We start from the raw sequence: 23,437 nt of genomic DNA on the forward strand, positions 1-23,437 counted from the left end.
AGCGACCGTTTAGTGAGGTCGCTGTAACCTGTCGATGAACCTGGTCGATGCAAAGCAGAGGATGCCGATGATGATCGCCCCTAATCCGCACCACAGGAAGTAGGAGATTTCTGTGGCCTTGTCTTCTGGATTATAGAAGGAGGACAGGGAACCTGCCAGGGAGTTTCCGATGGCAAAGGTGAGAAAATAGAGGGCTGAGAAGCGCGTGAGGAAGGCACGCGGCGCGTGGGTGGTCGTGGCGGACATGCCAATGGGTCCGATGAACATCTCGCCGAGGGTGATGATGAAGACGGCTGCTGCCAAGACCGCATACGGCGTCGAGTGAGCACCGCCCCCGGCATAGGGGATGAGGACGAAAAGTCCACATCCAGCGATAATTACTCCGAAAGACATTTTGGTGGCCGCGCGCGGTGCACGATCCCCGAGTCTGCGCCACAGGTAGATGATCGGCAGGCTCATGAGAGCAAAAAAGGCCGGATTCAGGGCTTGGGTCCATGCCGCCGGAACCTCAAAGCCGAGGACGTTCCTGTCGAGCCGGAGGTCGGAGTACACCGCGAGAACGCCATAGATTTGATTGGTCACCGATTGGAAAGCGCAGGCCGCGAAGAAAATGGGAAGGAAGCCAACCATGGTGCGCTTTTCGGAGGCAGTCACAGACGTTGAAAAGAACATGCCCACAAACAGCGCAAGGGCGGCACACAGGGTACCGATGAGCAAAAAGCGCGCCAGCGACGACGGCGCAAGCTGGCCTGCGGCAACACAGTAAACCACCAGGACAAGTGCCCCCAGGCCCGCACCGCCAATTCCTAGGACCTTTGTGGTAGTCCAGGGGCGTGCGGGCATCGAGATGCGGCGTAGAGTCGTTGCACTCAGCTCGGCAAGCATTCGGCGGCGCAGCCCCAGGTAGATGCCGACGCCGATGATCATCAAAATTGCCGCGGCGGCGAATCCAACATGGAAGCTGTAGCGGGTCGACAAATAGCCGGTGAGCAGGGGACCTGCGACGGCAACGATGTTAATGCCCAGGTAGAAGAACTGGAATCCGGTATCACGATCGGTGTCAATGCGGTCGCCGGTTGTGGGGTGGAGGCCGCCTTGCACCTGGGCTCGTTGTTCGTAGACTGCGCCGAGGATCGTGATTGCCGCGGTTTTCAGACTGCCCGATCCTATGGCGATGAGGCACAATCCCACGGCGAGGGTGGGGATATAAGTGGCAAAGCTCATGGCGCCGTGCCCGGCCACTAATAAACCGGCACCTGTCAGCAGCGTGCGTTCGGGGCCAAGGACGTTGTCGCCGAGCCAGCCACCGATGAAGGTAGACAAGTAAAGGAAGGCGCCATACGCACCCATGAGCGCGGTGGCCTGGGCCTTGTCGAGGCCGATGCCGCCTTCGGTGGTCGAGTAGTAGAGGAAGAAGACGAGGATCGCCTGCATGCCGTAGAAGCTGAAGCGTTCCCAGGCCTCGATGCTGATGAGTGAGGCGGTTGCCAAAGGGTGGCGGTGGCGATGGGCGGTTGAGGCGGTCGGCTCACCCTTAAAGGAGGGCTGCCTTGAACGGTGTTCAAGCTGAGTCATAGAATGCATTATTGCCTATGTGGTTACAGAACGAGGCATATAGGGCAATGTTTTGAACGATGTTCAGTAATGTGGGGGTACACGAGACACTCTCAGTTATTGTCACGCAGCGCCCCATGGGGGGCATCACAGTGGCATGAAAAACAAGCTCAACACCGAATGCAGGCTCTGTGCCGCCATCCGCAATTCCTCGCTATACCTCAGAAAGTAAAAAGACAATGGCTTCCACCACGCCCTCCGCAGGCACGGCCTTTAAAGACCTCGATTCCCCGACTGTCACGGCTATCCCAGAAGCATCGCCGCAGGACGATGTGCCCGGGGATGGCCGTCAGTCCCACGAACGCTCACACACAACCGCCCTTGAAAGGGGGAAGGGTGCGCCAAGAAACTGGCGAGGCGAGGACATCATCACCTTCGACCAGCGCCACGTGTGGCATCCCTATTCGCCTACTCCGGCGGCGGTCGACCCGATTCCCATCGCGGAAACCGAAGGCGTGTACATCACACTTCCTGACGGCACCCGCCTCATCGATGGAATGAGCTCGTGGTGGGCGGCCGCCCATGGGCATGGGCACCCAAAGCTCAAGGAAGCAGCCCATCGGCAAATCGAGACGATGTCGCATGTCATGTTCGGCGGATTGACACATGAACCCGCCGTTGCCTTGGCGCAGAAGCTCATCGACGCTGTATGTGCAGTGCCGGCATCCCAGGCTTCAGAGACCGCGGTGGCAGCCGATGGTGCTTCCCCCGGAGTCACGCCCTTGACCAAGGTCTTTTTCGTCGATTCCGGTTCCGTTGCCGTTGAGGTTGCCATGAAGATGTGTTTCCAATATCAGCGCGGCATCGGCCACCCTGAGCGAACCCGCCTGCTTACCTGGCGGGGTGGGTATCACGGCGACACCTTTGCCACGATGAGCGTGTGTGATCCGGTTGGCGGGATGCACTCGCTATGGGGTGGGCTGGTGATGGATCACGTCTTCGCGCCACTCCCACCCGCCCGCGGTGCAAGTCAAGAATCCATCCGTGAATACCTCGCGACGATGGAAAGCCTCGTTGATGATACCGTCGCGGGCATTATCTTTGAGCCGATCGTGCAAGGCGCGGGCGGGATGCGTTTTCACGATCCGGATTTGTTGCGGGGTATCCGCGGCATTTGTGATCGTCATGGTCTGCTCATGATCGCCGATGAGATTGCTACCGGTTTTGGGCGCACGGGTGAGCTTTTCGCCATGCATCATGCCGGGGTGTTGCCGGACATTATGTGCGTCGGCAAGGCGTTGACTGGCGGATTCATGACGCTCGCCGCAACTCTAGCTACCAACGAGGTTGCCGCAGCGATCGATACTCCCGCAGGCGGTGGCGCGCTCATGCACGGACCGACGTTCATGGGCAATCCTTTAGCGTGCGCCGTCGGCTGCGCTGCTGTTTCCCTGCTTAACGACGGCCAGTGGCGCGACAACGTCACGAGGATTGAAGCTCGGTTGTGGGAGGGACTACGCCCGCTGGCGGATGACGCGTGCGTGGCCGACGTGCGCTGCCTGGGCGCCATCGGGGTGGTCGAGCTCAAGGAACCGGTGGACATGGGGCAGGCCACCAAGGCGTGTGTGGACGCTGGGGTGTGGCTGCGTCCCTTTGGCAAGCTCGTCTACACGATGCCGCCGTTTGTGTGTACGGACGAACACATCGACGCTATCTGCAAGGCAGTGGAAGCGGTGGTGGACTCGCAGCACCGCCGTGTGAAATCTCTGGCATAAGGACGCTTGACGTGTCCGTTCCTGACCAGTTGTCTGGCATTCGAAAGTCTCATGCGGGCTCGGTGTTGGCGAGGAGCCCCTTTTTTCGATGGGCTCGCAGGGGCACGGATCGTTCATGAGCCCGTTTATGAGCCCACTCGTTGGCCAGGCGCGAGGCGGCAATCAGTCACAAGAAGCGAAAGAAAACTCACCACGTTAAAGGATGGATCATCATGATTATTTTTGTCACCGGAACTAATACAGATGTGGGAAAAACGATTGCCACCGCCGCATTGGCACTCAACCTGGCCGACGCCGAATTCACCGTTGCGGTGCTGAAGCCTTTGCAAACCGGGGAGCCGGAGGGAAGCGGTGATGCGACTACCGTCGAAAAGCTCACGGGAATCCCCACCGCGGAACTGGTGCGCTACCCAGAACCGTTGGCACCCAATCTCGCCGCGCGGAGGGCGGAAATGCGCCAGCTGTCGCTCCAAGAATGCGTAGCGGCGATCGTGGATGCCCACGCCAAACTAGAAAAGGAAAGTGGTGGCGATTCGGGCTCGATCTTGCTGGTGGAAGGGGCAGGCGGATTGCTCGTACGCCTCGCCGACGACTGGACGCTGGCCAACGTGGCTGTTGAGGTGGCAAAGCAACGTCGTAATGCAGGGATGATCGTCGTGACCTCGCTGGGGCTGGGTTCGCTCAATAGCGCGGAACTGACGGTCGAGGCAGCGCGCAACAGGGGAATCAACGTCCTTGGGCTTATCGGTGGCAGCCTCGACGCCACACCAGACTTGGCGACAACACTCAACCTCGAGGAGCTGCCGGTGGTTACTGGAGTCCCGCTGCTTGGGTGCGTGCCGGCTGGATGCGGATCGAGCACCCAGGAAACATTTAGACAAACCGTTGCAGGCATTTTCGAGCTTTCGGCAATCGTTGGCGCCATGCCAGAATCCTAGGCATTCTCCTCAATCAGCCTTCAGCCGTATCAACGGTGTCGAAGGTGACTAGGGTGAGGCGAAACGGCGAGCGGGCGCGTCGTTAAGCAAACTGCAACCGATTGCGTGAGATGGGTGTGACGGGCCTGCGGACGTGGCCTTGGTCTTAGCCTGCACAATGATAGAAACCAATTTGTAAAATGAAACGTTGGAAAGCTTAAGGGCGAAGGCCGAAAGAAGACGTCTCCTCTTCGACCCGTGTGACTGCCCGACACGGCGGTTAAAGAGCTTGTATGCCACTGCCCATCAAGGCTCGCAGGCCGCAGTTTACGGGCTCAACGGTTGGCCAGTGTGCCGAAGTATAGGGCTCATCGGTGGACACGTGCATCGACTAAATAACAGGCCACAACCTGCTGTTATTGCTAGTGTCCTGCTCGCGTCGACGCCTGAGAACTAAAGACCTTTCAAAAACTCGCAATCAACACCTATCAAGAAAACCCCGCACCCTGTATGGAAATCCTCTTCGCACTCATCCTCCTCCTGTTCGCCACGGTGGCGATGGTGGCCATCGGTGAACGCACCGGACTGCCGTGGCCAGCGCTGTTGTCGGTCCTTACCGCTGGCGCCATTTTTGTGCCGTGGATCCCCTCGGTGGAGATTCCCGCCGAGCTGATTTTGCCCATTTTCATCCCGCCATTGCTGTGGGCGTTGGCGCGGCGCACGAGCTGGGCGTCAATAAAACGCAATTGGCGCACGGTTGTTTTCTTGTCCATCCTTTTGACCATCGTGTCCGCCATTACCATCGGTGCGGTGGCCTATTGGTTGGTTGCACCACTGAGCTTGGCCGGTGCGCTCGTGCTGGGTGCCGCAATCAGCCCGCCAGACCCCGTGGCCGTCGATGCGGTGGCCGAGCCCGCTGGTGTGCCTAGACGCCTGACCAAGACGCTAGAGACCGAAGGGCTTTTCAACGACGCGGCCTCCATTGTGGTGTTCAACCTCGCACTCGGGGTGCTCACCGGTGGCGATGAAGTCGGTTGGGGCGAGGCCATATTGACGTTCTTCTATTCGGCGGGCGCGGCGCTCATCATCGGCGTGGCCATAGGCAGGCTGTCCGCCATCTTTGCCAATCGACTCGTTGACCCGGTTGCCCGCAACGCGCTGACCTGGGTGATCCCCTTTGCCACCTATCTTGCAGCGGAGGAGATTCACGCCTCTGGTGTTATCGCCATCGTGATCGCGGCCATCGAGTTCAACTCTCACATCCGCGTCGGCGCCGAGGATCGCCTCTCGGGCTCTGCGTTCTGGGAGGTCGTTGAGCTCCTCTTTACGGGTGTTGCCTTCGGCTTGATCGGCCTATCGGTACGTTCCGCGATCGACGAGGTTGGCGGTCAACTCTGGCATGCGGTGTGGATCGGTGCAGCATTGTCCTTGGTCGCCTTCATCGTCCGCGGAGTGTGGCTTTATGGAATCTACCTGTATAACCACCGCACGGGCGTGCGCACAGGAGCGCCGCTTCGGCTACAAGAGGTCTTGCTTCTCACCTGGGCGGGCATGCGTGGATTAGTCACCTTGGCGCTGGTGCTGTCTGTTCCGGCAACAGCCGGCTTCAGCTTGTACCACGAACTGCCTGTTATCGCCTTGGTCATTTTGTTTATGACAATGGTGATCCCTGGCCTTAGCTTGCCCTGGCTCATGCGACGACTGAACCTGGATAAGGGGCCGGACCCCTTCGGCGACCAGGCCCGCGAAGAGATCGAAACGCGCGCCCGCAAGGCGGCCGTGCGAGCCATGAATCGTCACGCAGAAGAAATTCCGCCGGAGGCACTCGACCGAATTCGTGCCCGCTTCCTCGAACAGCTGCGCATCGAAGACGAAGATGAAGAAGGAAGCAATCAAAAAGACAAGCTTCAGATGCTCACCGCCCGGCGGCGCCTGTTCCAAGAAATTCAGGTCGAAGCGTTGCAGGCCTGCCAAGCAGAGCTGCTGCGTGCTCGACGCGAAACCAGCACGGACCCAGCTATCGTGGACGATGTCCTCTACGAGATCGACACCCAATTGCTAGTTGCGGAAAAGAAACTCGACAAGCTCACCGAGGAAGCCGAACCAAAGCCCTCTCACTAGGGCCCAGTGGGGCAATTCGCGCGTGAGGACACCGCCGCGGGGACGTCGGAAAGCGCCGCCGTATATGCAGTGCCCCAAATGTCACGGCACGCAACCGAAGAAATCGTAAAAGGAGTGGAAGTGCCTGGTTTTATCTCCCCGCTGCGTTCGGCGATCGAATCGATCGTGCTTGTGGTGGATCAACCCGTGACCGTCGCGGCGCTGGCTCGTGCCGTCGATGCCGAGGAGGCCACAGTCTTGTCTACCCTGCGGCAGATTGCCACCGAGTTCGATGAGCGGGGAAGTGGCTTTCAGCTCCGCGAGACCGATGAGGGATGGCGGCTCTACACCGCGCCCAAGAACGCGGCGGCGGTGGAGAAGTTCCTCCTTGATGGCACCCAGTCCAAGCTGTCGCGGGCGGCCTTGGAAACGTTGGCGGTGGTAGCCTACCGGCAGCCGGCCACCCGTGCGCAGGTGGCCGCGGTGCGCGGCGTCAACGTCGATGGCGTGATGCGAACCCTGCAATTGCGCGGTCTCATCAGGGAAGTGGAGATGGACGATTCCCACGGCGCGCACTTTTATGAAACCACCGAGCTTTTCCTTGAACTTATGGGGATAGATTCTCTGGAGCGGCTGCCCAATCTTGCCCCGCTCTTGCCAGACATCGACTCCATCGACGAAACCTTCTAACGGAGTAGAAATTTAGAAGGACTGCCGGGGTTTGAGGATTATGGGCGCTCCGACACGGAGTGGTTCAGTAGGAATCCGGAAGCCGCAGCGGCGGTCGTAGTGGCGATTTTCACTCAATCAAGCTGTGGTGTATGCTGGCAATTTCGTATCCGCTGCACTAGCATTGCTGTGGATTTATAACCACATATCAACTAACGATGGGATTATCGTGAGTAAACCCGCTCGCCGTGATGGCAAACCGGAAAATCGACAAGGCGCTTCTCAATCGAATAAGCGTCCGCACAGGGGACAGGGCACCCCGGCTCAGGGGCAGGAGAAAAACCGCCTGGGCAAACCTAAGCAGGCAAAGCCCGTCAAGCAGCAGTCCAAGCGTGAATCGGACACCCTCATCATTTCCAATGCCCGCCCGGCGCGCAAGCAGCACGTTCGTAAGGGTGAGCTCAGCGCCGGCACACAGGACAACGGTCAGGGTGTGCGCCTGCAAAAGGTTCTGGCGCAAGCCGGTGTTGCTTCCCGCCGTCATGCGGAGATCCTCATCGACTCCGGTCGCGTTGAGGTCAATGGCAAGATCGTGATGGAGCAGGGCGTGCGCGTACACCCCAACACCGACGTCATCCGCGTGGATGGGGTACGCGTGAATGTCAATGAGGAGCATCAGTACTTCATCCTCAACAAGCCGCGTGGCCTGCACTCCACCATGAGCGATGACTTGGGTCGTCCATGCATCGGCGACATCGTCGGCGAGCGCATCGCCGCAGGCCAGCGCCTGTTCCATGTCGGCCGCCTCGATGCTGACACCGAGGGGCTGATCCTTTTGACCAACGATGGTGAGCTGGGCAATCGCCTGATGCACCCGCGCTATCACGTGTCGAAAACCTACCTGGCGACCGTTCTCGGCGAGGCCGACAAGAACCTGGTGCGCTCGCTGCAAAAGGGCATCGAGCTTGACGACGGGCCGGCGAAGGCAGACTTCGTTCAGATCATCGACGTCCATCAGGGAAAGTCTCTCATCCGCATTGAGCTGCACGAGGGCCGCAAACACATCGTGCGTCGCATGCTTAAGGCCGCGGGCTACCCGGTGCAACGCCTGGTGCGCACGAAGCTGCATACCGTGCAACTGGGTGAACTGACCCCAGGTGCGGTGCGTGCGCTGAATTCTTCCGAGCTGACCAGCTTGTATAAGGCGGTGGATATGTAATGAGCGATCTGAGTTCCATCAGCAATCAGCCAGGTGGCGGCCTTATCGTCGCCGTTGACGGACCTTCGGGCGCTGGCAAGTCGACCGTGTGCCGCGCAGTGGCCGCCCAGTTGGGTGCGAAGTACCTTGATACCGGTGCCATGTATCGCGTGGCCACCCTCCACGTGTTACGCGAGGGGATTGACCCCACCGACACCGCGGCCGTTATCGCGGCCACCGCCTCGATCCCGCTGAGCGTTAACGATGATCCTGCCTCCCGCGAGGTGCTCTTGGGCGGGGAGGATGTCTCCAAAGACATCCGATCCACCGAGGTCAATCGCGCTGTGTCTGCTGTTTCTGCTGTTCCGGAGGTCCGCGAGAACCTCGTGGCCAAGCAGCGCGAGCTGTCGGCGCAGGCTCATCGCTGCATCCTCGACGGGCGCGACATCGGAACCACTGTGCTTCCTGATGCCCCAGTGAAAGTGTTTCTCACCGCCTCCGCTGAGGTTCGCGCGCGTCGCCGCTTCGAGCAGGAGCAGGCCACGGGCATCGACTCTGATTATGAGACGGTGCTCGCCGACGTGATCCGACGTGACGAGCTGGATTCGAACCGCGCAGTGTCCCCGCTGCGCCCCGCCGAGGATGCGATCATCCTCGATACCTCCGAGCTGACCTTGGAGCAGGTCATCGATACGTTAATTACCCTGATTGAAAAGTCAGCAGAAGGGAAGAACTAATGAGCGAGAAAACTCCTTCCTCGCATCTGCCCGACGATGAGCAGGAGACCGTCTTCGTCTACACCACCACCGGTGGGGAGATTGACGCTGATGACGCCTACATCGAAGAGGAGGTGCTAGCCCCCGGCCAGGGATACGCGGCCAGGGACTTCGACGCCGCCGAGTTTGGCGAGGAAGATGACTTCGAAGACTCCGACTATGACGCCGAGTTCGATGACGATAATGGCGTTGAGTTCGAGTACACCGGCATGCCGGAGGACTTCGACGACTCCGAGTTCGCCTCCCCGGACTTCGGCGATGGCTACTCCGATGAGGAGTGGGAGGAGGTCGAGCGTGCCTTCGGCTTCGAGCGCGAGGAGCACCTGAAGGAAAACCTCTGCACCGTCGCCATCGTGGGCCGACCAAACGTGGGTAAGTCCACGCTGGTCAACCGCTTCATCGGACGCCGTGAGGCCGTCGTCGAAGACTTCCCCGGCGTGACCCGCGACCGCATCTCCTACATCGCCGACTGGGGCGGCCAGCGCTTCTGGGTGCAAGACACCGGCGGCTGGGACCCCAACGTCAAGGGCATCCACGCGGCGATCGCCCGCCAGGCGGAGACGGCAATGGAGACCGCCGACGTCATCGTCATGGTGGTGGACACCAAGGTAGGCATCACGGAGACGGACGCCATCATGGCCAAGAAGCTTCAGCGCTCTGAGGTGCCGGTTATCCTGGTGGCCAACAAGTTCGATTCCGATAATCAGTACGCGGACATGGCCGAGTTTTACGCCCTCGGCTTGGGCGATCCGTGGCCGGTGTCTGCGCAGCATGGTCGCGGTGGCGCCGACGTGCTTGATGAGATCCTCGCGGCCTTCCCTAAGGAGCCCCGTCAGGCCTCCATCGTGGAGGGACCGCGCCGCGTGGCCTTGGTGGGCAAGCCCAACGTAGGCAAGTCCTCCCTGCTCAATAAGCTCACGGGCGAGGATCGCTCCGTGGTGGACAACGTCGCGGGCACCACCGTCGACCCCGTCGACTCGCTGGTGCAACTGGACCAGAAGCTGTGGAAATTCGTGGACACTGCGGGCTTACGTAAGAAGGTCAAGAATGCCCAGGGACACGAGTATTACGCCTCGCTTCGTACCCGCGCGGCCATCGACGCCGCCGAGGTGTGCGTGTTCATGATCGACAGCTCTGAGCCGGTCTCTGAGCAAGACCAGCGTGTGCTCGGCATGATCTTAGACGCCGGCAAGGCCTTGGTATTGGTCTTTAACAAGTGGGACCTCATGGACGAGGATCGTCGCTGGGAGCTCGACCGCGAGATCGACCAGCAGTTGCGCCACATCCCGTGGGTCAAGCGCGTGAACCTGTCTGCGAAGACGGGGCGTGCGCTGCAGAAGCTCGAGCCTTTCATGATCGAGGCTCTCGACAACTGGGATAAGCGCATTACCACCGGCCAGCTCAATAACTGGCTGCGCGCCACTATCGCCCAGAATCCGCCGCCCATGAAGGGCGGTCGCGTCCCGCGCGTGCTGTTTGCCACCCAGGCGACCACCCGCCCGCCGACGATCGTGCTGTTTACCACCGGCTTCCTCGATGCCGGTTACCGTCGCTATCTGGAACGCAAGTTCCGCGAGTCCTTTGGGTTCGAGGGCACCCCGGTGCGCATCGCGGTGCGCGTGCGCGAACGCCGCGGCAAGAAGTAAAACCCAGCATTCACCTTCAGCATCGAATTCGACTTTGGATATCGCAGGCCGGATACAGAATGCGATCGTTGAAACAAGATGACGGCTCCCGTCCTCAGCTCGTGTCCAGGTTGGGTGGGAGCCGTTGTGCTTTCCCACCATGGCCCGCACCCCATTCCCAGGTGCCATGAATGTTTGGCGGGGTGTTCCTACGGGCAGGGAAATGAGCCTAAAGCAGCGGCGGCTTTCCTGAGTTTCGCTGCTTTCCAGTTATTGACCAGAGCTGAGTTTGGTTGCTTGGGTTTTTCCACCGCAGTGTACCTGCTCCTAGCTGGTGCCTAGGCTCTGTCGCTTTCCTACGCCCACGGTTGGGTAGCATCAGGGCATGAGCACTGAACAATTGTCACTAGGACCATTGCAGATGACCGCGATGACGGATGAAGCCCTGCTGGATGCCTTTTCCCTTTGGGATGCGCCCCATGTGGCGGCGGCACTGATTGGTGGGGACACGGTAGCGGTCATAGGTGAAACTCACCGCGTCTTTGAGCTCAAGAGTGTGACCAAATTGCTTAGCACCTACGCTTTCCTCGTTGCTGTAGAAGAGGGCGTTTTCGAATTAGACACCATCATCAGAGGGGACGCGACCGTCGAGCATCTCTTGTCCCACGCGGGTGGGGTGGGCTTTGCCAAAGGTGATCCGGAGCGTGCGCCGGAGGAGCGCCGCGTGTATTCCTCCTATGGTTTCGAATTGCTGGCCGGCTACCTAGAAAAGGAGACGGGCATGGCCTTTGGCGACTACGCCAAGGAGGCAGTTTTCGCGCCACTGGGCATGGCCGACACGTTCATCTACGGCTCGCCAGGCCATGAAGGCCGTTCCACAGTCAGCGATCTCACCAGATTCGCCACCGAGATCCTCAATCCGGTCCTTTTAGCCGAGGCCACCGTTGCCGACGCTTTCCGGGTGCGTTTTCCGGAACTGAAAGGCATCGTTCCCGGTTATGGTTCCTTTAACCCATGCCCGTGGGGCCTAGGTTTCGAGATCAAAGGAGAAAAAGAACAGCACTGGACTGGTAGGAACCTGCCTGCAGACGTGGGCGGGCATTTCGGTGTGGCGGGCACGTATCTGTGGGTGCATCGACCAACCCAACGCGCGATGGTGGCTTTAGGGGATAAGGACTTCGGGCCGTGGGCAAAACCGGTGTGGGAGAAGATCAACGATGCGGCGTGGGCTTATTTGGAATCTTGTTGAGATCGCTGCATCCAGCTTCGCCGTCTTTAGGCTTGGTTGGAAGGCACAATGTCCAAGAAGTGATTCCCAGACTTCTGATAGACAAATTCATATTCAACCACTCCTTTATCATTCCGGGCTTTATCAGCGTGATTACCTCCTGCGTGGTGGGTACGCTGCTGGCCCAGGTGCTGTTGTAATCTGAGTCCCCTTCACGGCACGACCCGGGAATAACCTGGGCCGTGCCTTGTTTTATTTAAGTTGGGGTAGCCTAAGAACCTTAGGGCTTGATCGAACCCGACCGGCGGCAACACAGTTGAAATGTTCGGCAAAAGGGCAGTCTCGGCAGGCAGCGGATAGGCATTCATCCAAAAGTAAGCTCAAGATACAGAAAGCAGGTCTCGGTGGCGGGCAATGATAGTCAAGCAGTTCCGCGGGATTCGGCAGGTTGGCGTGAACCCCTTGCCGGGCCGAAGGTGCGCCAGAGTCGTTTGCCCGATCCGAAGGATCATCACTGGCTGCTGAAGTCATTACTTGCGCAGCGCCCTTGGTCGCTGGTGGCCAGCGTGTCGATGGCGCTTGGCTTTGTTATGTGGGGTCTGATTCCGGTCGTCGTCGGTCACGCCATCGACGAGGCAGTAGCGAGCCATTCGGTGCCCCAGCTCGGGCTCTACCTCGGCTTACTGGCGGTGGTCTACGCGCTCAGTGCCCTTTTTCAATACTCTGCGCGCTACTTCCTCATGCGCTCTGAGCTTCTCGTGGGCCATGACCTGCGCATGGCGGTCACCGACAGGATCCAAGACCCCCGCGGGCTTGCCGGGCGCAGGCGTACCCCGGGCGAGCTTTTGTCCATAGCCAGTGCCGATACCCGCAAGGTGTCGGAGGCAGTGATGATGACGGTCTTCCCGGTGGCGGAGCTGACCTCCATTATTTATGTCTCGGCGATGATGGCGTTGACTGTGTGGTGGCTTGGCGTGGCAACCCTGCTGGCCGGGCCTGTCATCGCCTTCATCGCGGTGGTGGCAGCCCGACCGCTGCAATCGCGCTCGTTGGAGCGGCAACGTTGCGTTGCCGCCGCCGCGGCGATGGCAACGGATGTGGTTCAAGGCCTGCGGATACTCAAAGGGCTCGGCGCGGTGGAGGTGGTCACCGAACGCTATTTCGGACTTTCCCGGAAGGCGCTTGATGCCACGGTGTCAGCCAACGCTGCCCAAGCGCGTCTGAATGCCATCACTGAGCTGGTTGGCAGCATCTTCACCATCGCCGTGGGGCTCGTGGCTGGCTGGTTGGCGATGTCCGGGACAATCAGTATCGGGCAGTTGATTACCTTGATCGGCCTTATGCAATTCATCATCACACCCATGACGATGTTTGGTCGCAATCTCGCCTCGCGATGGGCGAGCGCTTCGGCCAGCTCTGTGCGCGTGCGTGACCTTCTGGGCGCAGAGGTGGCCCGCGGGCAAGAGGAATCAGCCGAGCAGACTCGGGCTCATTTCGCCGAATTCGGGCCCGGCTTGCACGTGGTATCCGGCCTGAGCAGCGGGGACAAGGAGCGGATCCATGAGTTTTTGGCTGGGAACGATCGTTCGGTGGTTCTGGCTGACCCGCATGCCTCGGAACTCTTTGACGGCACCATCGCCTATAACATCGGCGGCGATGCGCAAGCGGTGCGCATGGCGCTTGAGGTAGCTAGTGCCACGGACATCCCCGGTGGCGCTGATCGCGAGGTCGGGGAGGAAGGCAATCATCTTTCCGGTGGCCAGCGCCAGCGAGTGGCACTGGCGCGAGCGGTGGCTTCCGATGCTGAGATTCTCGTTCTCGACGATCCCACGACTGCGGTCGATTCTGTCACCGAATCCCGCATTGTCGACAATTTCATCAGGCAGCGCAGTGATCGCGTCAATGTGGTGATGAGTCAATCCCCGGCCTGGCGGGCCCGGGCCACGAGAAACTGGCGCGGCGAGCAGTTCTTGAAGGCTCTTGGCTTAGACAATCACGAGCAACCTGCCATGTGGGCAGATACTGACGATCACGATGCTAACCGCGGATAAGGAGGACGAAGAGATGACTGTACGCCCTGTTGCCCCCGCGGCAGAATCGAAACAAAACTCGGATACCTCCGCATTCCCGCTGGCAAGCGCCTCCGACATCCTTCGAGAGCTGCGCGAGGTTTTGGGGACTATCCCTCGCGCGCGCAGTCTTGGTCTCGTCTCCATTGCGATGCTGGCCATTGGTGCCTGGTGCTCGGTGAGCGTGCCCAAGCAATTAGGGCTCATCGTCGATGTCGTGACCGAAGCCGGGGCAGACAACCAGACCTCCTTCGGCGTGCTCGTTCCCATCCTGCTTCGGCTTCTGCTCTTGGCGGTGACCAGCGCGGTGCTCAGCGCGGCTGGCTTCTTCCTCGTCTCGCGCGTAGTGGAGCAATTCATCGCGGCCCTGCGCGAGAAGATGATCAACACCACGCTTCGGTTACCCACCCATAGGATCGAGGACGCCGGAACCGGTGATCTGATTAGCCGATCCACCGATGACGTGGCCGAACTTTCGGCCGCGGTGACCGAAACGGTGCCCATGCTTACCGGCGCCGCCTTTAGCGTCGTGGCTACCGCGGTCGCCCTCTTGTCGCTCGACGGCCATTTCCTGGTGATTCCGCTGATCGTGGCGCCTGTGTATTATGTCGCCGCCAAGCGCTACCTGGCTGCGGCGCCGCCTCGCTATGCCAACGAGCGTGCTGCGATGGGCCAGCGTGCCCGGCGCGTGCTGGAGGCTGTGCGCGGCTATGACACGGTGCGCGCGTTCCGAATGGAGGATCAGATGCACGAGCGCATCGATGAGTCCTCTTGGAAGGTCGTTGTCTGGGGCATGCGGGCGCGGATGACGATGCTTGTGCTCAACCTCCAGACCACACTCGCGGAATTCCTACTCATAGCCTTGACTCTTGTGATCGGCTTTTATTTGGTGGGTACCGGCGCGCTCAGTGTTGGCGAGGTGACCGGAGCGGCTCTGATGATGATTCGCGTGAGGGGTCCGATCAACATGCTTATGCGCGTACTCGATACCGTTCAGTCGGGCTATGCCTCCTTGGCGCGCATTGTCGGAGTCAGCCGTGCGCAGTTGACAAGTCAAGAGCCTGCCGAGGTGGGGCCGGTTCGTGGGGAGGTGGTCTTCGACCACGTCAGCTTCGGCTACACCGATCATCTGGCGGTAAAAGACTTCTCGCTGCATATATCCCCAGGGCAGACGGTGGCCGTCGTCGGAGCTTCCGGGGCGGGCAAGTCGACGGTCGCCGCCTTGTTGGCTGGTTTGCGCGTTCCTACCTCCGGCACTGTCACCATCGATGGCGTTGCCGTCGATAAGCTTAACGACGCCCAGCGGCGTCGCCGTATTGCCATGGTGAGCCAGGAGGTACATGTTTTCTCCGGTACCCTGCGCGAGGACCTCACCCTAGCAAAGCCCGAGGCGACCGATGCCGAGCTGCGGGAGGCGCTGGTCAAGGTCGGGGCCGGTTCTTGGCTGGAATCACTCGGCGATGGTCTAGGTACCGTGGTCGGGGCGCAAGGCTATGCATTAAGCCCCGTGCAAGCCCAGCAGTTGGCCCTAGCACGCATGTGGTTGCTCAACCCCGCGGTCATCATCATGGACGAGGCGACGGCGGAAGCCGGCTCTTTGGGTGCTACTGCTCTGGAACAGGCGGCGATGGATGTGGCGCGCGATCGAACCGCGCTCGTCGTAGCCCACCGCCTCGATCAGGCAGAACACGCTGACTGCATCGTGGTTATGGGTGATGGGAAGATCCTGGAAAAGGGTACCCACCAGCAGCTGCTGGAATCTGGTGGCTCTTATTGCACCTTGTGGCAGGCCTGGCGCAAAGGCCGCGACATTAATAACTAGCGTAGATACACCTCTCGAAACACGACTTCCAGTGTCGGACTTCGGGGTCGGACTTTCGGTGTTAAACCTTGAGAGGGTGGAGCCCTGAAGTGTGAGGTGATGGGCGAAGGTCACCTCTGTTTTTCGAGGAGGAAGGCATCGAGGCGATAAGGTAGCTCGACTGGGACTCGGGGGTCGAGCTGCAAATGATCAAATAGGTACCAATCGAGGTTGTTGGTCATTTTCGCTCGCGTCCTATCATTCGCCCGCAGCCAATAGCTGCGGGTGTGCATGAGATCATGGAGGCGCACGGGCTCGATTTCTTGGACCCACCGCTGACGCACAGTGGTAGTAATCGTCCACGGTGAAGCGATCTCAGGGACAAAGCCTTCCCGAAGGGTGTCGCCAGAATGGGTGATGCGTGAGAGGCGGTGTACCCACGGGACTAACACATCGAGTGTGTTCCACAGGAGCACAACCTTTCCCTCATCGGTGGTAATCCGCGCGAATTCGCGGCTTGCATCAGCCACATCGACCCAATGCCAGGTCTGCGCGCAGGTAAGGGCGTCAAAGCTTGCGTCTTTCAGCCCCGTTGCCTCTGCACGGGCACGCACCAAGGCAACCTCCGGCAGCAGTACCTGACATTGAGCGAGCATGTCAGCGCTGGTGTCAACCCCAACAACGAGTCCAGTCCCAGAATCGCAACGTGCAGCGATCTGTGCGGTGAGCTTGCCGGTGCCACATCCGATGTCGGCGATGCGCTGGGCACTCTTTCCTAGCAGATCGAGGGCCGCTGGAAGATAGCCGGGGCGCACATCAGAGTACGTCTTTGCGCCGGCCTCAAAGGCCCGCGCGGTAGAGGTGCGATGCTCCTCGGAGGAAAACCGGGGCACGTCTTTCCGAGAGACCGGGGGAATGGGGGAGGTAGACACAAGGAATCTTTTTCACATCAATAAGGCAGGAACGTGGAAGGCAACCGGTTGCCAGTGGCACGGTCGACGTCGGAAAGCATAGCCGAAAGCCCGCGACTTGGGGCAGAAGCAACCGCACTATTATTCGCAGTCTGGGCTGCGCACATGCCTCCACCCAAATCTCTAACGGGGGGAGAACGCAGAGATTCAATCCCCCCCCCGATCAAGGGACTTTACGGTTGGCGTTGTGGTGGTGCATCTGCATGAACTGCCTTTTTCGTTCGTCTAATACCTATGACGCTGCAGGTAATTGGGGGAAGGTGGGCTATGCTAAGCCCTGTAAATACTTGCCCATCACAGTAAATATTTACCTCCGCTGGCGCTCACACCACGATGCGTTGGCACAAGACTAAAAAGTAGACGTCACGTCTTCGTCGCTGGATCATCCTTTTCACTTGCATAGTTGGTTGAGCCGAAGGTCAAAAGGCAAATCAAGGTGCGGAAAGGCTGTACTGGCGGCAAAGCGCGTGGGGTCTTTCATCCCGTTTCGTTGAGCATCCCTCGCGCTAGCGTCAAAGGAGCCTTACGTGGTTGCCCTCGGCGTTAGTTGTTGCTCGCAAACCCGTGATCGTGAATCTCCGGTCACTTTCGTCGACGAGATAAGAGGTAACCAATTATGTTCGGTTCCCGCACTAAGATTGTGGCCGCCGTCGCCGCCACGTGTGCCCTTGCTTTGTCCGCCTGCTCCTCGAGCGACTCTTCTAGCTCGAGCTCGTCGAGCTCGGATGCTACGACCTACAAGATCGGTATTAACCAGCTTGTGCAGCACCCGGCGCTTGACTCTGCGACCGCTGGCTTTAAGAAGGCCTTTGAGGACGCTGGTGTTGAGGTTGAGTGGGAGGAGCAAAACGCCAACGGCGAACAGGCCACCGCGCTGACCATTTCTCAGCAGTTTGCGGGCGAAGGCCTCGACCTCGTCCTGGCTGTGGCCACCCCGGCCGCTCAGGCGACCGCACAAAACATCACCGACATCCCGGTCCTGTTCACGGCTGTCACCGATCCGGAGTCTGCCGAGCTCGTCGACTCCAACGATAAGCCAGGTGCAAACGTGACGGGTACCTCCGACGTCGCGCCTATCGCCGACCAGCTCGACTTGCTCAAGCAGCTGGTGCCTGATGCCAAGAAGATTGGTATCGTCTACGCCTCCGGTGAGGTCAACTCTCAGGTCCAGGTGGATCAGGTCAAGGAAGAAGCCGCCAAGATTGACGTCGAGGTCGCGACCCAGACCGTGTCTTCTGTCAACGAGATTCAGCAGGCCGTCGAGGCTCTCGGCGACGTCGATGCCATCTATGTTCCGACCGACAACATGGTTGTTTCCGGTATTGCCTCGCTGGTTCAGGTAGCCGATCAAAAGCAGATCCCGGTCATCGGTGCGGAATCCGGCACCGTAGAGGGTGGCGCCGCTGCCACCCTGGGCATTGATTACGAGAAGCTCGGTGAGCAGACCGGCAAGATGGCGCTGGAGATTCTTCAGGACGGTAAGGATCCGGCGACGATGCCGGTCCAGACCGCAACCGAGTTCACCTACGTCATTAACGAAGAGGCCGCGAAGGCTCAGGGCATCACCATTCCTGCGGAGATTTTGGATAAGGCTGAGCGAGTATGATCGGAGCGCTTGAAGTAGGACTCCTGTATGGCGTCATGGCCATCGGCGTCTACCTCACCTTCCGCGTTCTTAACTTCGCCGACCTTACGGTCGACGGCAGCTTTACAACGGGTGCTGCAACGGCAGCGGTGGGGTTGACCCACGGGTGGAACCCCATCCTGGCCACCCTGGCAGGATTTGGCGCGGGCTTTATCGCCGGCGGCGTGACTGGCTTGCTTCATACCAAGGGCAAGATTGACGGTCTGCTATCGGGTATTTTGACCATGATCGCCCTGTGGTCGATCAACCTGCGTATCATGGGTGGCGCAAACGTGCCCCTGCTGCGTACGGACACGCTGTTTACCCCGCTTAAGGATGCGGGTTTGCTCGGCGGCTGGGGTTCCGTGGCGATCCTGCTGGTTGCGGTCGTCCTCCTAGGATTGATCGTGGTGTGGTTCCTCAACACTGATCTCGGACTGTCGCTTCGCGCAACCGGCGACAACGGCCCGATGATCACTTCCTTTGGCGTGTCTACGGACTTTACGAAGAACCTCACGCTGGCCCTGTCCAATGGTTTCGTGGGCATGTGTGGTGCGCTCATTGCGCAGTATCAGGGCTTCGCCGATGTCTCGATGGGTATCGGTCTCATCCTGATCGGCCTGGCTTCGGTGATCATGGGCCAGGCAATCCTTGGCCAAAAGTACTTGGTTACCGCAGTGTTGGCGGTCATCCTGGGTGCGGTGCTTTACCGAATCATCATCTTCGTTGCCCTCAAGGTAGGCCTCGATCCTAACGACATGCGCGCCGTGACCGCGGTATTGGTGATAATCGCCTTGCTGCTTCCTCGCTGGAAGTCGTTGATGTCAAAGACACCGAAGCCAAGCGGAAAGGCGGCATAGAGGCATGCTCAAGATCGAAAATATCCGCAAGACATTTTTCCCCGGCACGATCAATGAGCGCGTGGCCCTCGACGGGTTGAGCCTTCATCTGGCCGAGGGTGACTTCGTTACCGTCATCGGCTCGAATGGTGCTGGTAAGTCGACCCTGCTCAACGCGGTGGCGGGAAAGCTCATCGTCGACGAGGGGCTCGTTGAGATCGACGGCACGAAGGTCAACAAGCTTCCGGAATACAAGCGCGCCCGTTATGTCGGCCGCGTATTCCAGGATCCCTTGGCCGGTACCGCCCCCAATCTCACCATCGAGGAGAATCTGTCGCTGGCGTTGCTTCGCGGCAAGCATCGCGGCCTAGGGCGTGGCCTTAACGCCAAGCGTCGCGAGCTTTTCAAGCAGGAGCTAGCCACCTTGGAGCTTGGCCTGGAGGATCGTCTTACCGCGAAGGTGGGTTTGCTTTCCGGCGGTCAGCGTCAGGCTCTGAGCCTGCTCATGGCTGGTTTTACCCAGCCTAAGATCATGTTGTTGGACGAGCACACGGCGGCGCTTGACCCTTCCCGCGCGGAATTGGTGACGCAGCTGACCCAGCGCATCGTGGCCGAAGGCGGGCTGACCACATTGATGGTGACCCACAATATGGAGCAGGCGATCCGTCTGGGCAACCGCCTCATTATGATGCATGAGGGCACGATCGTCTACGAGGCTGACGAGGCCACCAAGCGCAAGCTCACCGTGCGTGATCTGCTCCAGGAGTTCGTCAACATCAAGGGCGCGACCTTGTCCGACAAGGCTTTCTTGGGCTAGTCGCCTCAGAAAAAGATCAAACCGCACTGTGGTTGTGGCAATTGCTTGCCGACGACCACAGTGCGGTTTTTGCCTGCGGTGAGCCTATTATGGTTGCCGCAGGATCTTTTCCATCGCCTTACCCTTGGCTAATTCGTCGACCAGCTTGTCGAGGTAGCGAATGTTTTGCTGCAGCGGATCTGTGAGCTCTTGAACCTTGACTCCGCAGACGACCCCGGTAATAAGATGGCGATTGTCGTTGGGGTGCGGTGCGGTTTCAAAGAATTCCCGCATGGTGATATCGGAGTTCAGCGCCTCTTCGAGTCCCCGGTCATCGAGCCCAGTCAGCCAACAGATAACCTCGTTGACTTCCTCGACGGTGCGGCCTTTGCGCTCGGCCTTGGAAACATAGTTGGGGTAGAAGGAGGCGAAGGTGTTGTTATACACCCGCTCCCAGTTGGCCTTTTGGCGGTCAGTTTGCATGTCAACGATTCTATCCAATCACGGACGCCAAGCGTACGAGCCCCGTATCACGAACAGATGAAGCTACGCGCCAATGATTGAAAAACAGGAGCCGTGCACCGAAAATTCGCCCCTCTACCTTGTGATTGGTAAAAAGTAGTTGCATTGATGTAATCTGTAACGGCTGAGCAGGGCAGCCAAAGCACTGTTGAGTGGCGGACTATGGCGCAGTTTGGTAGCGCACTTGACTGGGGGTCAAGGGGTCGCAGGTTCAAATCCTGTTAGTCCGACAAATATCCCCGTTAAAGAGGCAAAAATACCCTCCTAGCGGGGATTTTCTTTGTCTCGATAATAGACAGGGACCCCGAAAGATGGGTCTTCGTGACCACAAATTGGTCACGAATCTGGTCACGCCAACGAGACCCACGTGAGAACTGCGCGCCTGAGAAAATAATGAAAGGCTGCCCCGTCGAAAAGGGACAGCCTTAGTGCGCAACTCGTGGGGAATGTCAGCGCTAATTCTTGGCTGAATTGACGATGTCCACGAAGTTCTTAAGGATGAGGCGTCCGTTGGCCTTGATCGCATCATCGTGTCGGCGCATGTGTGCGGCCATGGCGTTTCCGTCGCCGCCGTCGCTCTGGGTCCATGCGCCCATCGTGGCAGGGGAGACCTCGGGGTGAAACTGCACACCGGTCAGTGAGCCGAGGGCGAATGCTTGGACTGGGCACGCCTGCGACGAGGCCAACAAAGTAGCCCCCTCGGGGATCGCGGTGACAACGTCGTGGTGGGACTCGGCTGCTAGAAAATTGGTGTCCAGATCGGTGAACAGAGGATGCTGCTGTCCCTGCTCGTTGAGGGTGATGCTAAAAGCGCCTTCTTCGCCTTGTTCGGGGTGCCCCAAGGTGACCTGGCCATCGAAGACGTGACCCATGATTTGATGCCCGAGGCAGATTCCCAGCACGGGAAGTTGGGCACCGTAGGCGTCGTGAAGCAGGCTACACACAGCAGGCAGAAACGGGGATTCCTCCACATTGACCGAGTCCTTGCGGCCGCCGAGGATGATGAGTCCGTCCCCGACCTCCTCGATGGAAGGAACCGGCTGGTGTTGCAAGGGGACGACGCGAAAGTCCTGGCCTTCCTCGGCCAGCCAATTAGTAAAGCGATCAAGTGGGACAAAGGTATCAGGCTGCAAAACGGTAATCATGAACCCTGATGGTACCGGAGAAAAAACGCAAAAACCTATTGAATAATAGAAACCGGGTGGTGTGGCAGAAAGCATGCCGCCGAAAAAGGGGTGCGTGCCCATAGTAGGCGTGTGCGGCCTGCCTCATCATTCTTTAGAGCACCCCATCCACGTAGAGCCATCGTCCTTCCACCTTTTCAAAAGTGGAGCGCTCATGCTGGCGGCCGCGTTGATAGGAGCCTGGTTTATCGGGGGAAGGCTCACGGTACATGGCCACGAACTCCACCTCACCGTAGGTATCGAAGGGGCCGCCACGGACGGTGTCGGAGATGATGAGCCGTAGCCATTCCACCGCCGGATCCAGTCCGAGATCGTGAGGGCGGGTGTCGGGATGCCAGGTACTGCGCAGGTACTCGACATCACCGGTCGCAAACGCGGTGAAGCGCGAGCGCATGAGCTGTGGCGCAGTGGGCGCGAAGGCGTGCCCGGAGAGAAATGGGCCGCAGCACTGCCCATAGATCCGCCCACTCGAGCAGGGGCACTGATCACGGCTGTTGGGTTGTGACATCGCGGGCTCCTTCGCTTGGCACACGGTACTGGCTACGGCGTGTTGGGATCGGTTCTAAATCTTGGTCACGCACTCAATGACGGTGTGCCCGCCGAGCATGGCCTCAACCTCGCCATTGCGGGCGGCCGCCAGTAGCTCCTGGCGCTGCTGGGTCGTCAGATCACCGATGAGCGAAACCTCACGGCGGAAACGCACGTCAGTGCCCGTGCCCACGGTGCGAGAGACCGTGACCTCAACATCTTCGAGCTCGGTGATGTGCGACTCCTTTGCGGCCTGCCTAATAGCCTGGCTTGTCGACGCCGCCAACGCCGATGCCACCAAGGACGTAGGGCTGAATCCGAGGTTCTTTCCGCCGGCGTTCTTTTCCCGGTCGGTGACAAGCTGTCGGGTGCCGGTGGTGACAACGTCGCTGAACTTGCCGGCCTTCGTAGACTTGGCAATGGCAACACCCTCGGGGATGACATCGGCATCGGGGTTGATGTTCTCCGGCACGATGTGTTGGGTAGCCCAGGAGTAGATGAGCTTTGCTGCCTCCTGGGCAGCGCCTTGGGTGGTGACCAAGTGATCGACCTTGTGCAGGGAGACCAAAGACTTAGGGTAGCGGGTGAGCTGGTAAATCTTGATGGCGTTGTCGATGCCGACGGTCTGATCGGTCGGCGAGTGCAAAATCAGCAGCGGCTTGCGCAGCTTAGGCAGGTAACCTTGCACATCGGTCTCGGCGAGATCCTCGAGGTACTCGCGGGACATGACGATATCGCGTCCGCCGAGCGTCAAGGTCACAGCGCCTTCCTCATCCACCTCGCTGATGCGGTCGGCGAAGTGCAAGACGGCATGGGCGGGGTCGAAGGGTGCGCCGATCGTGGCGACTGCTTTGAGGTTTTTGATCTCGGTTGCAGCCTTCAGGGCCGCGGCACCGCCAAGAGAGTGACCAATAAGCAGCTGCGGTGCCGAGTAGTTCTGTTTGAGCCACTCGTTGGCAGCGATGATGTCACGGACATTTTCGCTAAAGCAGGTATCCTCGAACTTTCCCTCCGATTGGCCAAGGCCTGGGAAATCGAAGCGGAGGCAGGCGATACCCATTTCGGCCAACTGCTTTGAGGTTCGGGCGGCGGCTGGCGTGAATCGCGAGCCCGTAAAGCAGTGGGCAAACATGGCGAAAGCAGTGGGCTCAGTGTCCGGCATGTCAATGGTTCCGGCCATGAGATAACCCTTGGAGGAAGGTACGGAAACGCTGATGGAATGCACGAAACGGGTACTCACTTTCTGGGCGCGGTAGCCAGC

The 23,437-nt window shown here is 59.5% G+C and carries 19 protein-coding genes and 1 tRNA gene; 14 read left to right on the forward strand and 6 right to left on the reverse strand.

Going from position 1 to position 23,437, the window contains the following annotated elements; translation table 11 throughout:
- Window positions 1–9: 9 nt before the first annotated feature.
- Window positions 10–1,584, reverse strand: coding sequence for a peptide MFS transporter (locus PAB09_RS06655; RefSeq protein WP_442873724.1), 1,575 nt, complete (start codon window positions 1,582–1,584; stop codon window positions 10–12).
- Between the two features lie 209 nt (window positions 1,585–1,793).
- On the opposite strand from PAB09_RS06655, the gene PAB09_RS06660 reads away from it, so the two are divergent.
- The 10 genes from PAB09_RS06660 to PAB09_RS06705 all read left to right on the forward strand — a co-directional run bounded on the left by PAB09_RS06660 (window position 1,794) and on the right by PAB09_RS06705 (window position 15,733).
- Window positions 1,794–3,329 (forward strand): adenosylmethionine--8-amino-7-oxononanoate transaminase, encoded by a 1,536-nt coding sequence (locus tag PAB09_RS06660; protein WP_271035217.1) that lies wholly within the window; start codon window positions 1,794–1,796, stop codon window positions 3,327–3,329.
- A 209-nt stretch (window positions 3,330–3,538) separates the two neighbouring features.
- On the forward strand, window positions 3,539–4,267 hold the full coding sequence (gene bioD / locus PAB09_RS06665) for a dethiobiotin synthase (protein ID WP_271035305.1): 729 nt from the start codon (window positions 3,539–3,541) through the stop codon (window positions 4,265–4,267).
- Window positions 4,268–4,756: 489 nt separating this feature from the next.
- Window positions 4,757–6,367 carry a cation:proton antiporter gene (locus PAB09_RS06670; protein WP_271035218.1) on the forward strand — a complete coding sequence of 537 codons (1,611 nt, stop codon included), beginning with the start codon at window positions 4,757–4,759 and terminating at the stop codon, window positions 6,365–6,367.
- Between the two features lie 78 nt (window positions 6,368–6,445).
- Window positions 6,446–7,036 carry an SMC-Scp complex subunit ScpB gene (gene scpB, locus PAB09_RS06675; protein ID WP_271035219.1) on the forward strand — a complete coding sequence of 197 codons (591 nt, stop codon included), beginning with the start codon at window positions 6,446–6,448 and terminating at the stop codon, window positions 7,034–7,036.
- 325 nt (window positions 7,037–7,361) lie between these two features.
- A complete protein-coding gene (locus PAB09_RS06680) occupies window positions 7,362–8,234 on the forward strand; it encodes a pseudouridine synthase (RefSeq protein ID WP_271035306.1) in 873 nt (290 codons plus the stop codon).
- Window positions 8,234–8,950 carry a (d)CMP kinase gene (gene cmk / locus PAB09_RS06685; protein ID WP_271032948.1) on the forward strand — a complete coding sequence of 239 codons (717 nt, stop codon included), beginning with the start codon at window positions 8,234–8,236 and terminating at the stop codon, window positions 8,948–8,950. The genes PAB09_RS06680 and cmk overlap by 1 nt, the downstream gene beginning before the upstream one ends.
- Window positions 8,950–10,635: a ribosome biogenesis GTPase Der gene (gene der, locus PAB09_RS06690; protein WP_271032949.1), complete on the forward strand. Its 1,686-nt coding sequence runs from the start codon at window positions 8,950–8,952 to the stop codon at window positions 10,633–10,635. The genes cmk and der overlap by 1 nt, the downstream gene beginning before the upstream one ends.
- 400 nt (window positions 10,636–11,035) lie before the next feature.
- Window positions 11,036–11,863 carry a serine hydrolase domain-containing protein gene (locus tag PAB09_RS06695; RefSeq protein WP_442873744.1) on the forward strand — a complete coding sequence of 276 codons (828 nt, stop codon included), beginning with the start codon at window positions 11,036–11,038 and terminating at the stop codon, window positions 11,861–11,863.
- Window positions 11,864–12,333: 470 nt separating this feature from the next.
- On the forward strand, window positions 12,334–13,893 hold the full coding sequence (locus PAB09_RS06700) for an ABC transporter ATP-binding protein (protein ID WP_333780167.1): 1,560 nt from the start codon (window positions 12,334–12,336) through the stop codon (window positions 13,891–13,893).
- Between the two features lie 13 nt (window positions 13,894–13,906).
- Window positions 13,907–15,733, forward strand: a complete 1,827-nt coding sequence (locus PAB09_RS06705; protein ID WP_271032950.1) for an ABC transporter ATP-binding protein — start codon at window positions 13,907–13,909, stop codon at window positions 15,731–15,733.
- A gap of 110 nt (window positions 15,734–15,843) precedes the next feature.
- Here the strand turns inward: PAB09_RS06705 and PAB09_RS06710 are convergent, their stop codons facing one another.
- On the reverse strand, window positions 15,844–16,644 hold the full coding sequence (locus PAB09_RS06710) for a class I SAM-dependent methyltransferase (protein WP_271032951.1): 801 nt from the start codon (window positions 16,642–16,644) through the stop codon (window positions 15,844–15,846).
- 655 nt (window positions 16,645–17,299) lie between these two features.
- Between PAB09_RS06710 and PAB09_RS06715 the strand changes: the two genes are divergently transcribed.
- The 3 genes from PAB09_RS06715 to PAB09_RS06725 are packed head-to-tail and all read left to right on the forward strand — an operon-like array spanning window position 17,300 to window position 19,963.
- Window positions 17,300–18,289, forward strand: a complete 990-nt coding sequence (locus PAB09_RS06715; RefSeq protein ID WP_271032952.1) for an ABC transporter substrate-binding protein — start codon at window positions 17,300–17,302, stop codon at window positions 18,287–18,289.
- The gene (locus PAB09_RS06720) at window positions 18,286–19,167 is read left to right on the forward strand and encodes an ABC transporter permease (protein WP_271032953.1); all 882 of its coding nucleotides are present in this window, start codon (window positions 18,286–18,288) and stop codon (window positions 19,165–19,167) included. The genes PAB09_RS06715 and PAB09_RS06720 overlap by 4 nt, the downstream gene beginning before the upstream one ends.
- Window positions 19,168–19,171: 4 nt before the next feature.
- Window positions 19,172–19,963 (forward strand): ABC transporter ATP-binding protein, encoded by a 792-nt coding sequence (locus tag PAB09_RS06725; protein WP_271032954.1) that lies wholly within the window; start codon window positions 19,172–19,174, stop codon window positions 19,961–19,963.
- A gap of 87 nt (window positions 19,964–20,050) precedes the next feature.
- Here PAB09_RS06725 and PAB09_RS06730 read toward each other — a convergent pair whose 3' ends face one another.
- The gene (locus tag PAB09_RS06730) at window positions 20,051–20,425 is read right to left on the reverse strand and encodes a DUF2200 domain-containing protein (RefSeq protein ID WP_271032955.1); all 375 of its coding nucleotides are present in this window, start codon (window positions 20,423–20,425) and stop codon (window positions 20,051–20,053) included.
- Window positions 20,426–20,620: 195 nt separating this feature from the next.
- Here PAB09_RS06730 and PAB09_RS06735 point away from each other — a divergent pair.
- Window positions 20,621–20,694: transfer RNA gene (locus tag PAB09_RS06735), tRNA-Pro, on the forward strand.
- A 225-nt stretch (window positions 20,695–20,919) separates the two neighbouring features.
- Here the strand turns inward: PAB09_RS06735 and PAB09_RS06740 are convergent.
- The 3 genes from PAB09_RS06740 to PAB09_RS06750 all read right to left on the reverse strand — a co-directional run bounded on the left by PAB09_RS06740 (window position 20,920) and on the right by PAB09_RS06750 (window position 23,401).
- Window positions 20,920–21,609, reverse strand: a complete 690-nt coding sequence (locus PAB09_RS06740; RefSeq protein ID WP_271032956.1) for a type 1 glutamine amidotransferase — start codon at window positions 21,607–21,609, stop codon at window positions 20,920–20,922.
- Between the two features lie 133 nt (window positions 21,610–21,742).
- Window positions 21,743–22,156: a YchJ family protein gene (locus PAB09_RS06745; RefSeq protein WP_271032957.1), complete on the reverse strand. Its 414-nt coding sequence runs from the start codon at window positions 22,154–22,156 to the stop codon at window positions 21,743–21,745.
- Window positions 22,157–22,210: 54 nt separating this feature from the next.
- Entirely contained in the window at window positions 22,211–23,401 is a 1,191-nt protein-coding gene (locus tag PAB09_RS06750) for a bifunctional alpha/beta hydrolase/OsmC family protein (protein ID WP_271032958.1), read from the reverse strand.
- Window positions 23,402–23,437: the final 36 nt, after the last annotated feature.

Source organism: Corynebacterium sp. SCR221107 (assembly GCF_027886475.1).
Lineage (GTDB): Bacteria > Actinomycetota > Actinomycetes > Mycobacteriales > Mycobacteriaceae > Corynebacterium.

Coding starts and splice junctions, on each gene's coding strand:
- PAB09_RS06655 (WP_442873724.1), bottom strand. CDS start 1,584: ATGCATTCTATGACTCAGCTTGAACACCGTTCAAGGCAGCCCTCCTTT.
- PAB09_RS06660 (WP_271035217.1), top strand. CDS start 1,794: ATGGCTTCCACCACGCCCTCCGCAGGCACGGCCTTTAAAGACCTCGAT.
- PAB09_RS06670 (WP_271035218.1), top strand. CDS start 4,757: ATGGAAATCCTCTTCGCACTCATCCTCCTCCTGTTCGCCACGGTGGCG.
- scpB (WP_271035219.1), top strand. CDS start 6,446: ATGTCACGGCACGCAACCGAAGAAATCGTAAAAGGAGTGGAAGTGCCT.
- cmk (WP_271032948.1), top strand. CDS start 8,234: ATGAGCGATCTGAGTTCCATCAGCAATCAGCCAGGTGGCGGCCTTATC.
- der (WP_271032949.1), top strand. CDS start 8,950: ATGAGCGAGAAAACTCCTTCCTCGCATCTGCCCGACGATGAGCAGGAG.
- PAB09_RS06695 (WP_442873744.1), top strand. CDS start 11,036: ATGACCGCGATGACGGATGAAGCCCTGCTGGATGCCTTTTCCCTTTGG.
- PAB09_RS06705 (WP_271032950.1), top strand. CDS start 13,907: ATGACTGTACGCCCTGTTGCCCCCGCGGCAGAATCGAAACAAAACTCG.
- PAB09_RS06715 (WP_271032952.1), top strand. CDS start 17,300: ATGTTCGGTTCCCGCACTAAGATTGTGGCCGCCGTCGCCGCCACGTGT.
- PAB09_RS06720 (WP_271032953.1), top strand. CDS start 18,286: ATGATCGGAGCGCTTGAAGTAGGACTCCTGTATGGCGTCATGGCCATC.
- PAB09_RS06725 (WP_271032954.1), top strand. CDS start 19,172: ATGCTCAAGATCGAAAATATCCGCAAGACATTTTTCCCCGGCACGATC.
- PAB09_RS06730 (WP_271032955.1), bottom strand. CDS start 20,425: ATGCAAACTGACCGCCAAAAGGCCAACTGGGAGCGGGTGTATAACAAC.
- PAB09_RS06740 (WP_271032956.1), bottom strand. CDS start 21,609: ATGATTACCGTTTTGCAGCCTGATACCTTTGTCCCACTTGATCGCTTT.
- PAB09_RS06745 (WP_271032957.1), bottom strand. CDS start 22,156: ATGTCACAACCCAACAGCCGTGATCAGTGCCCCTGCTCGAGTGGGCGG.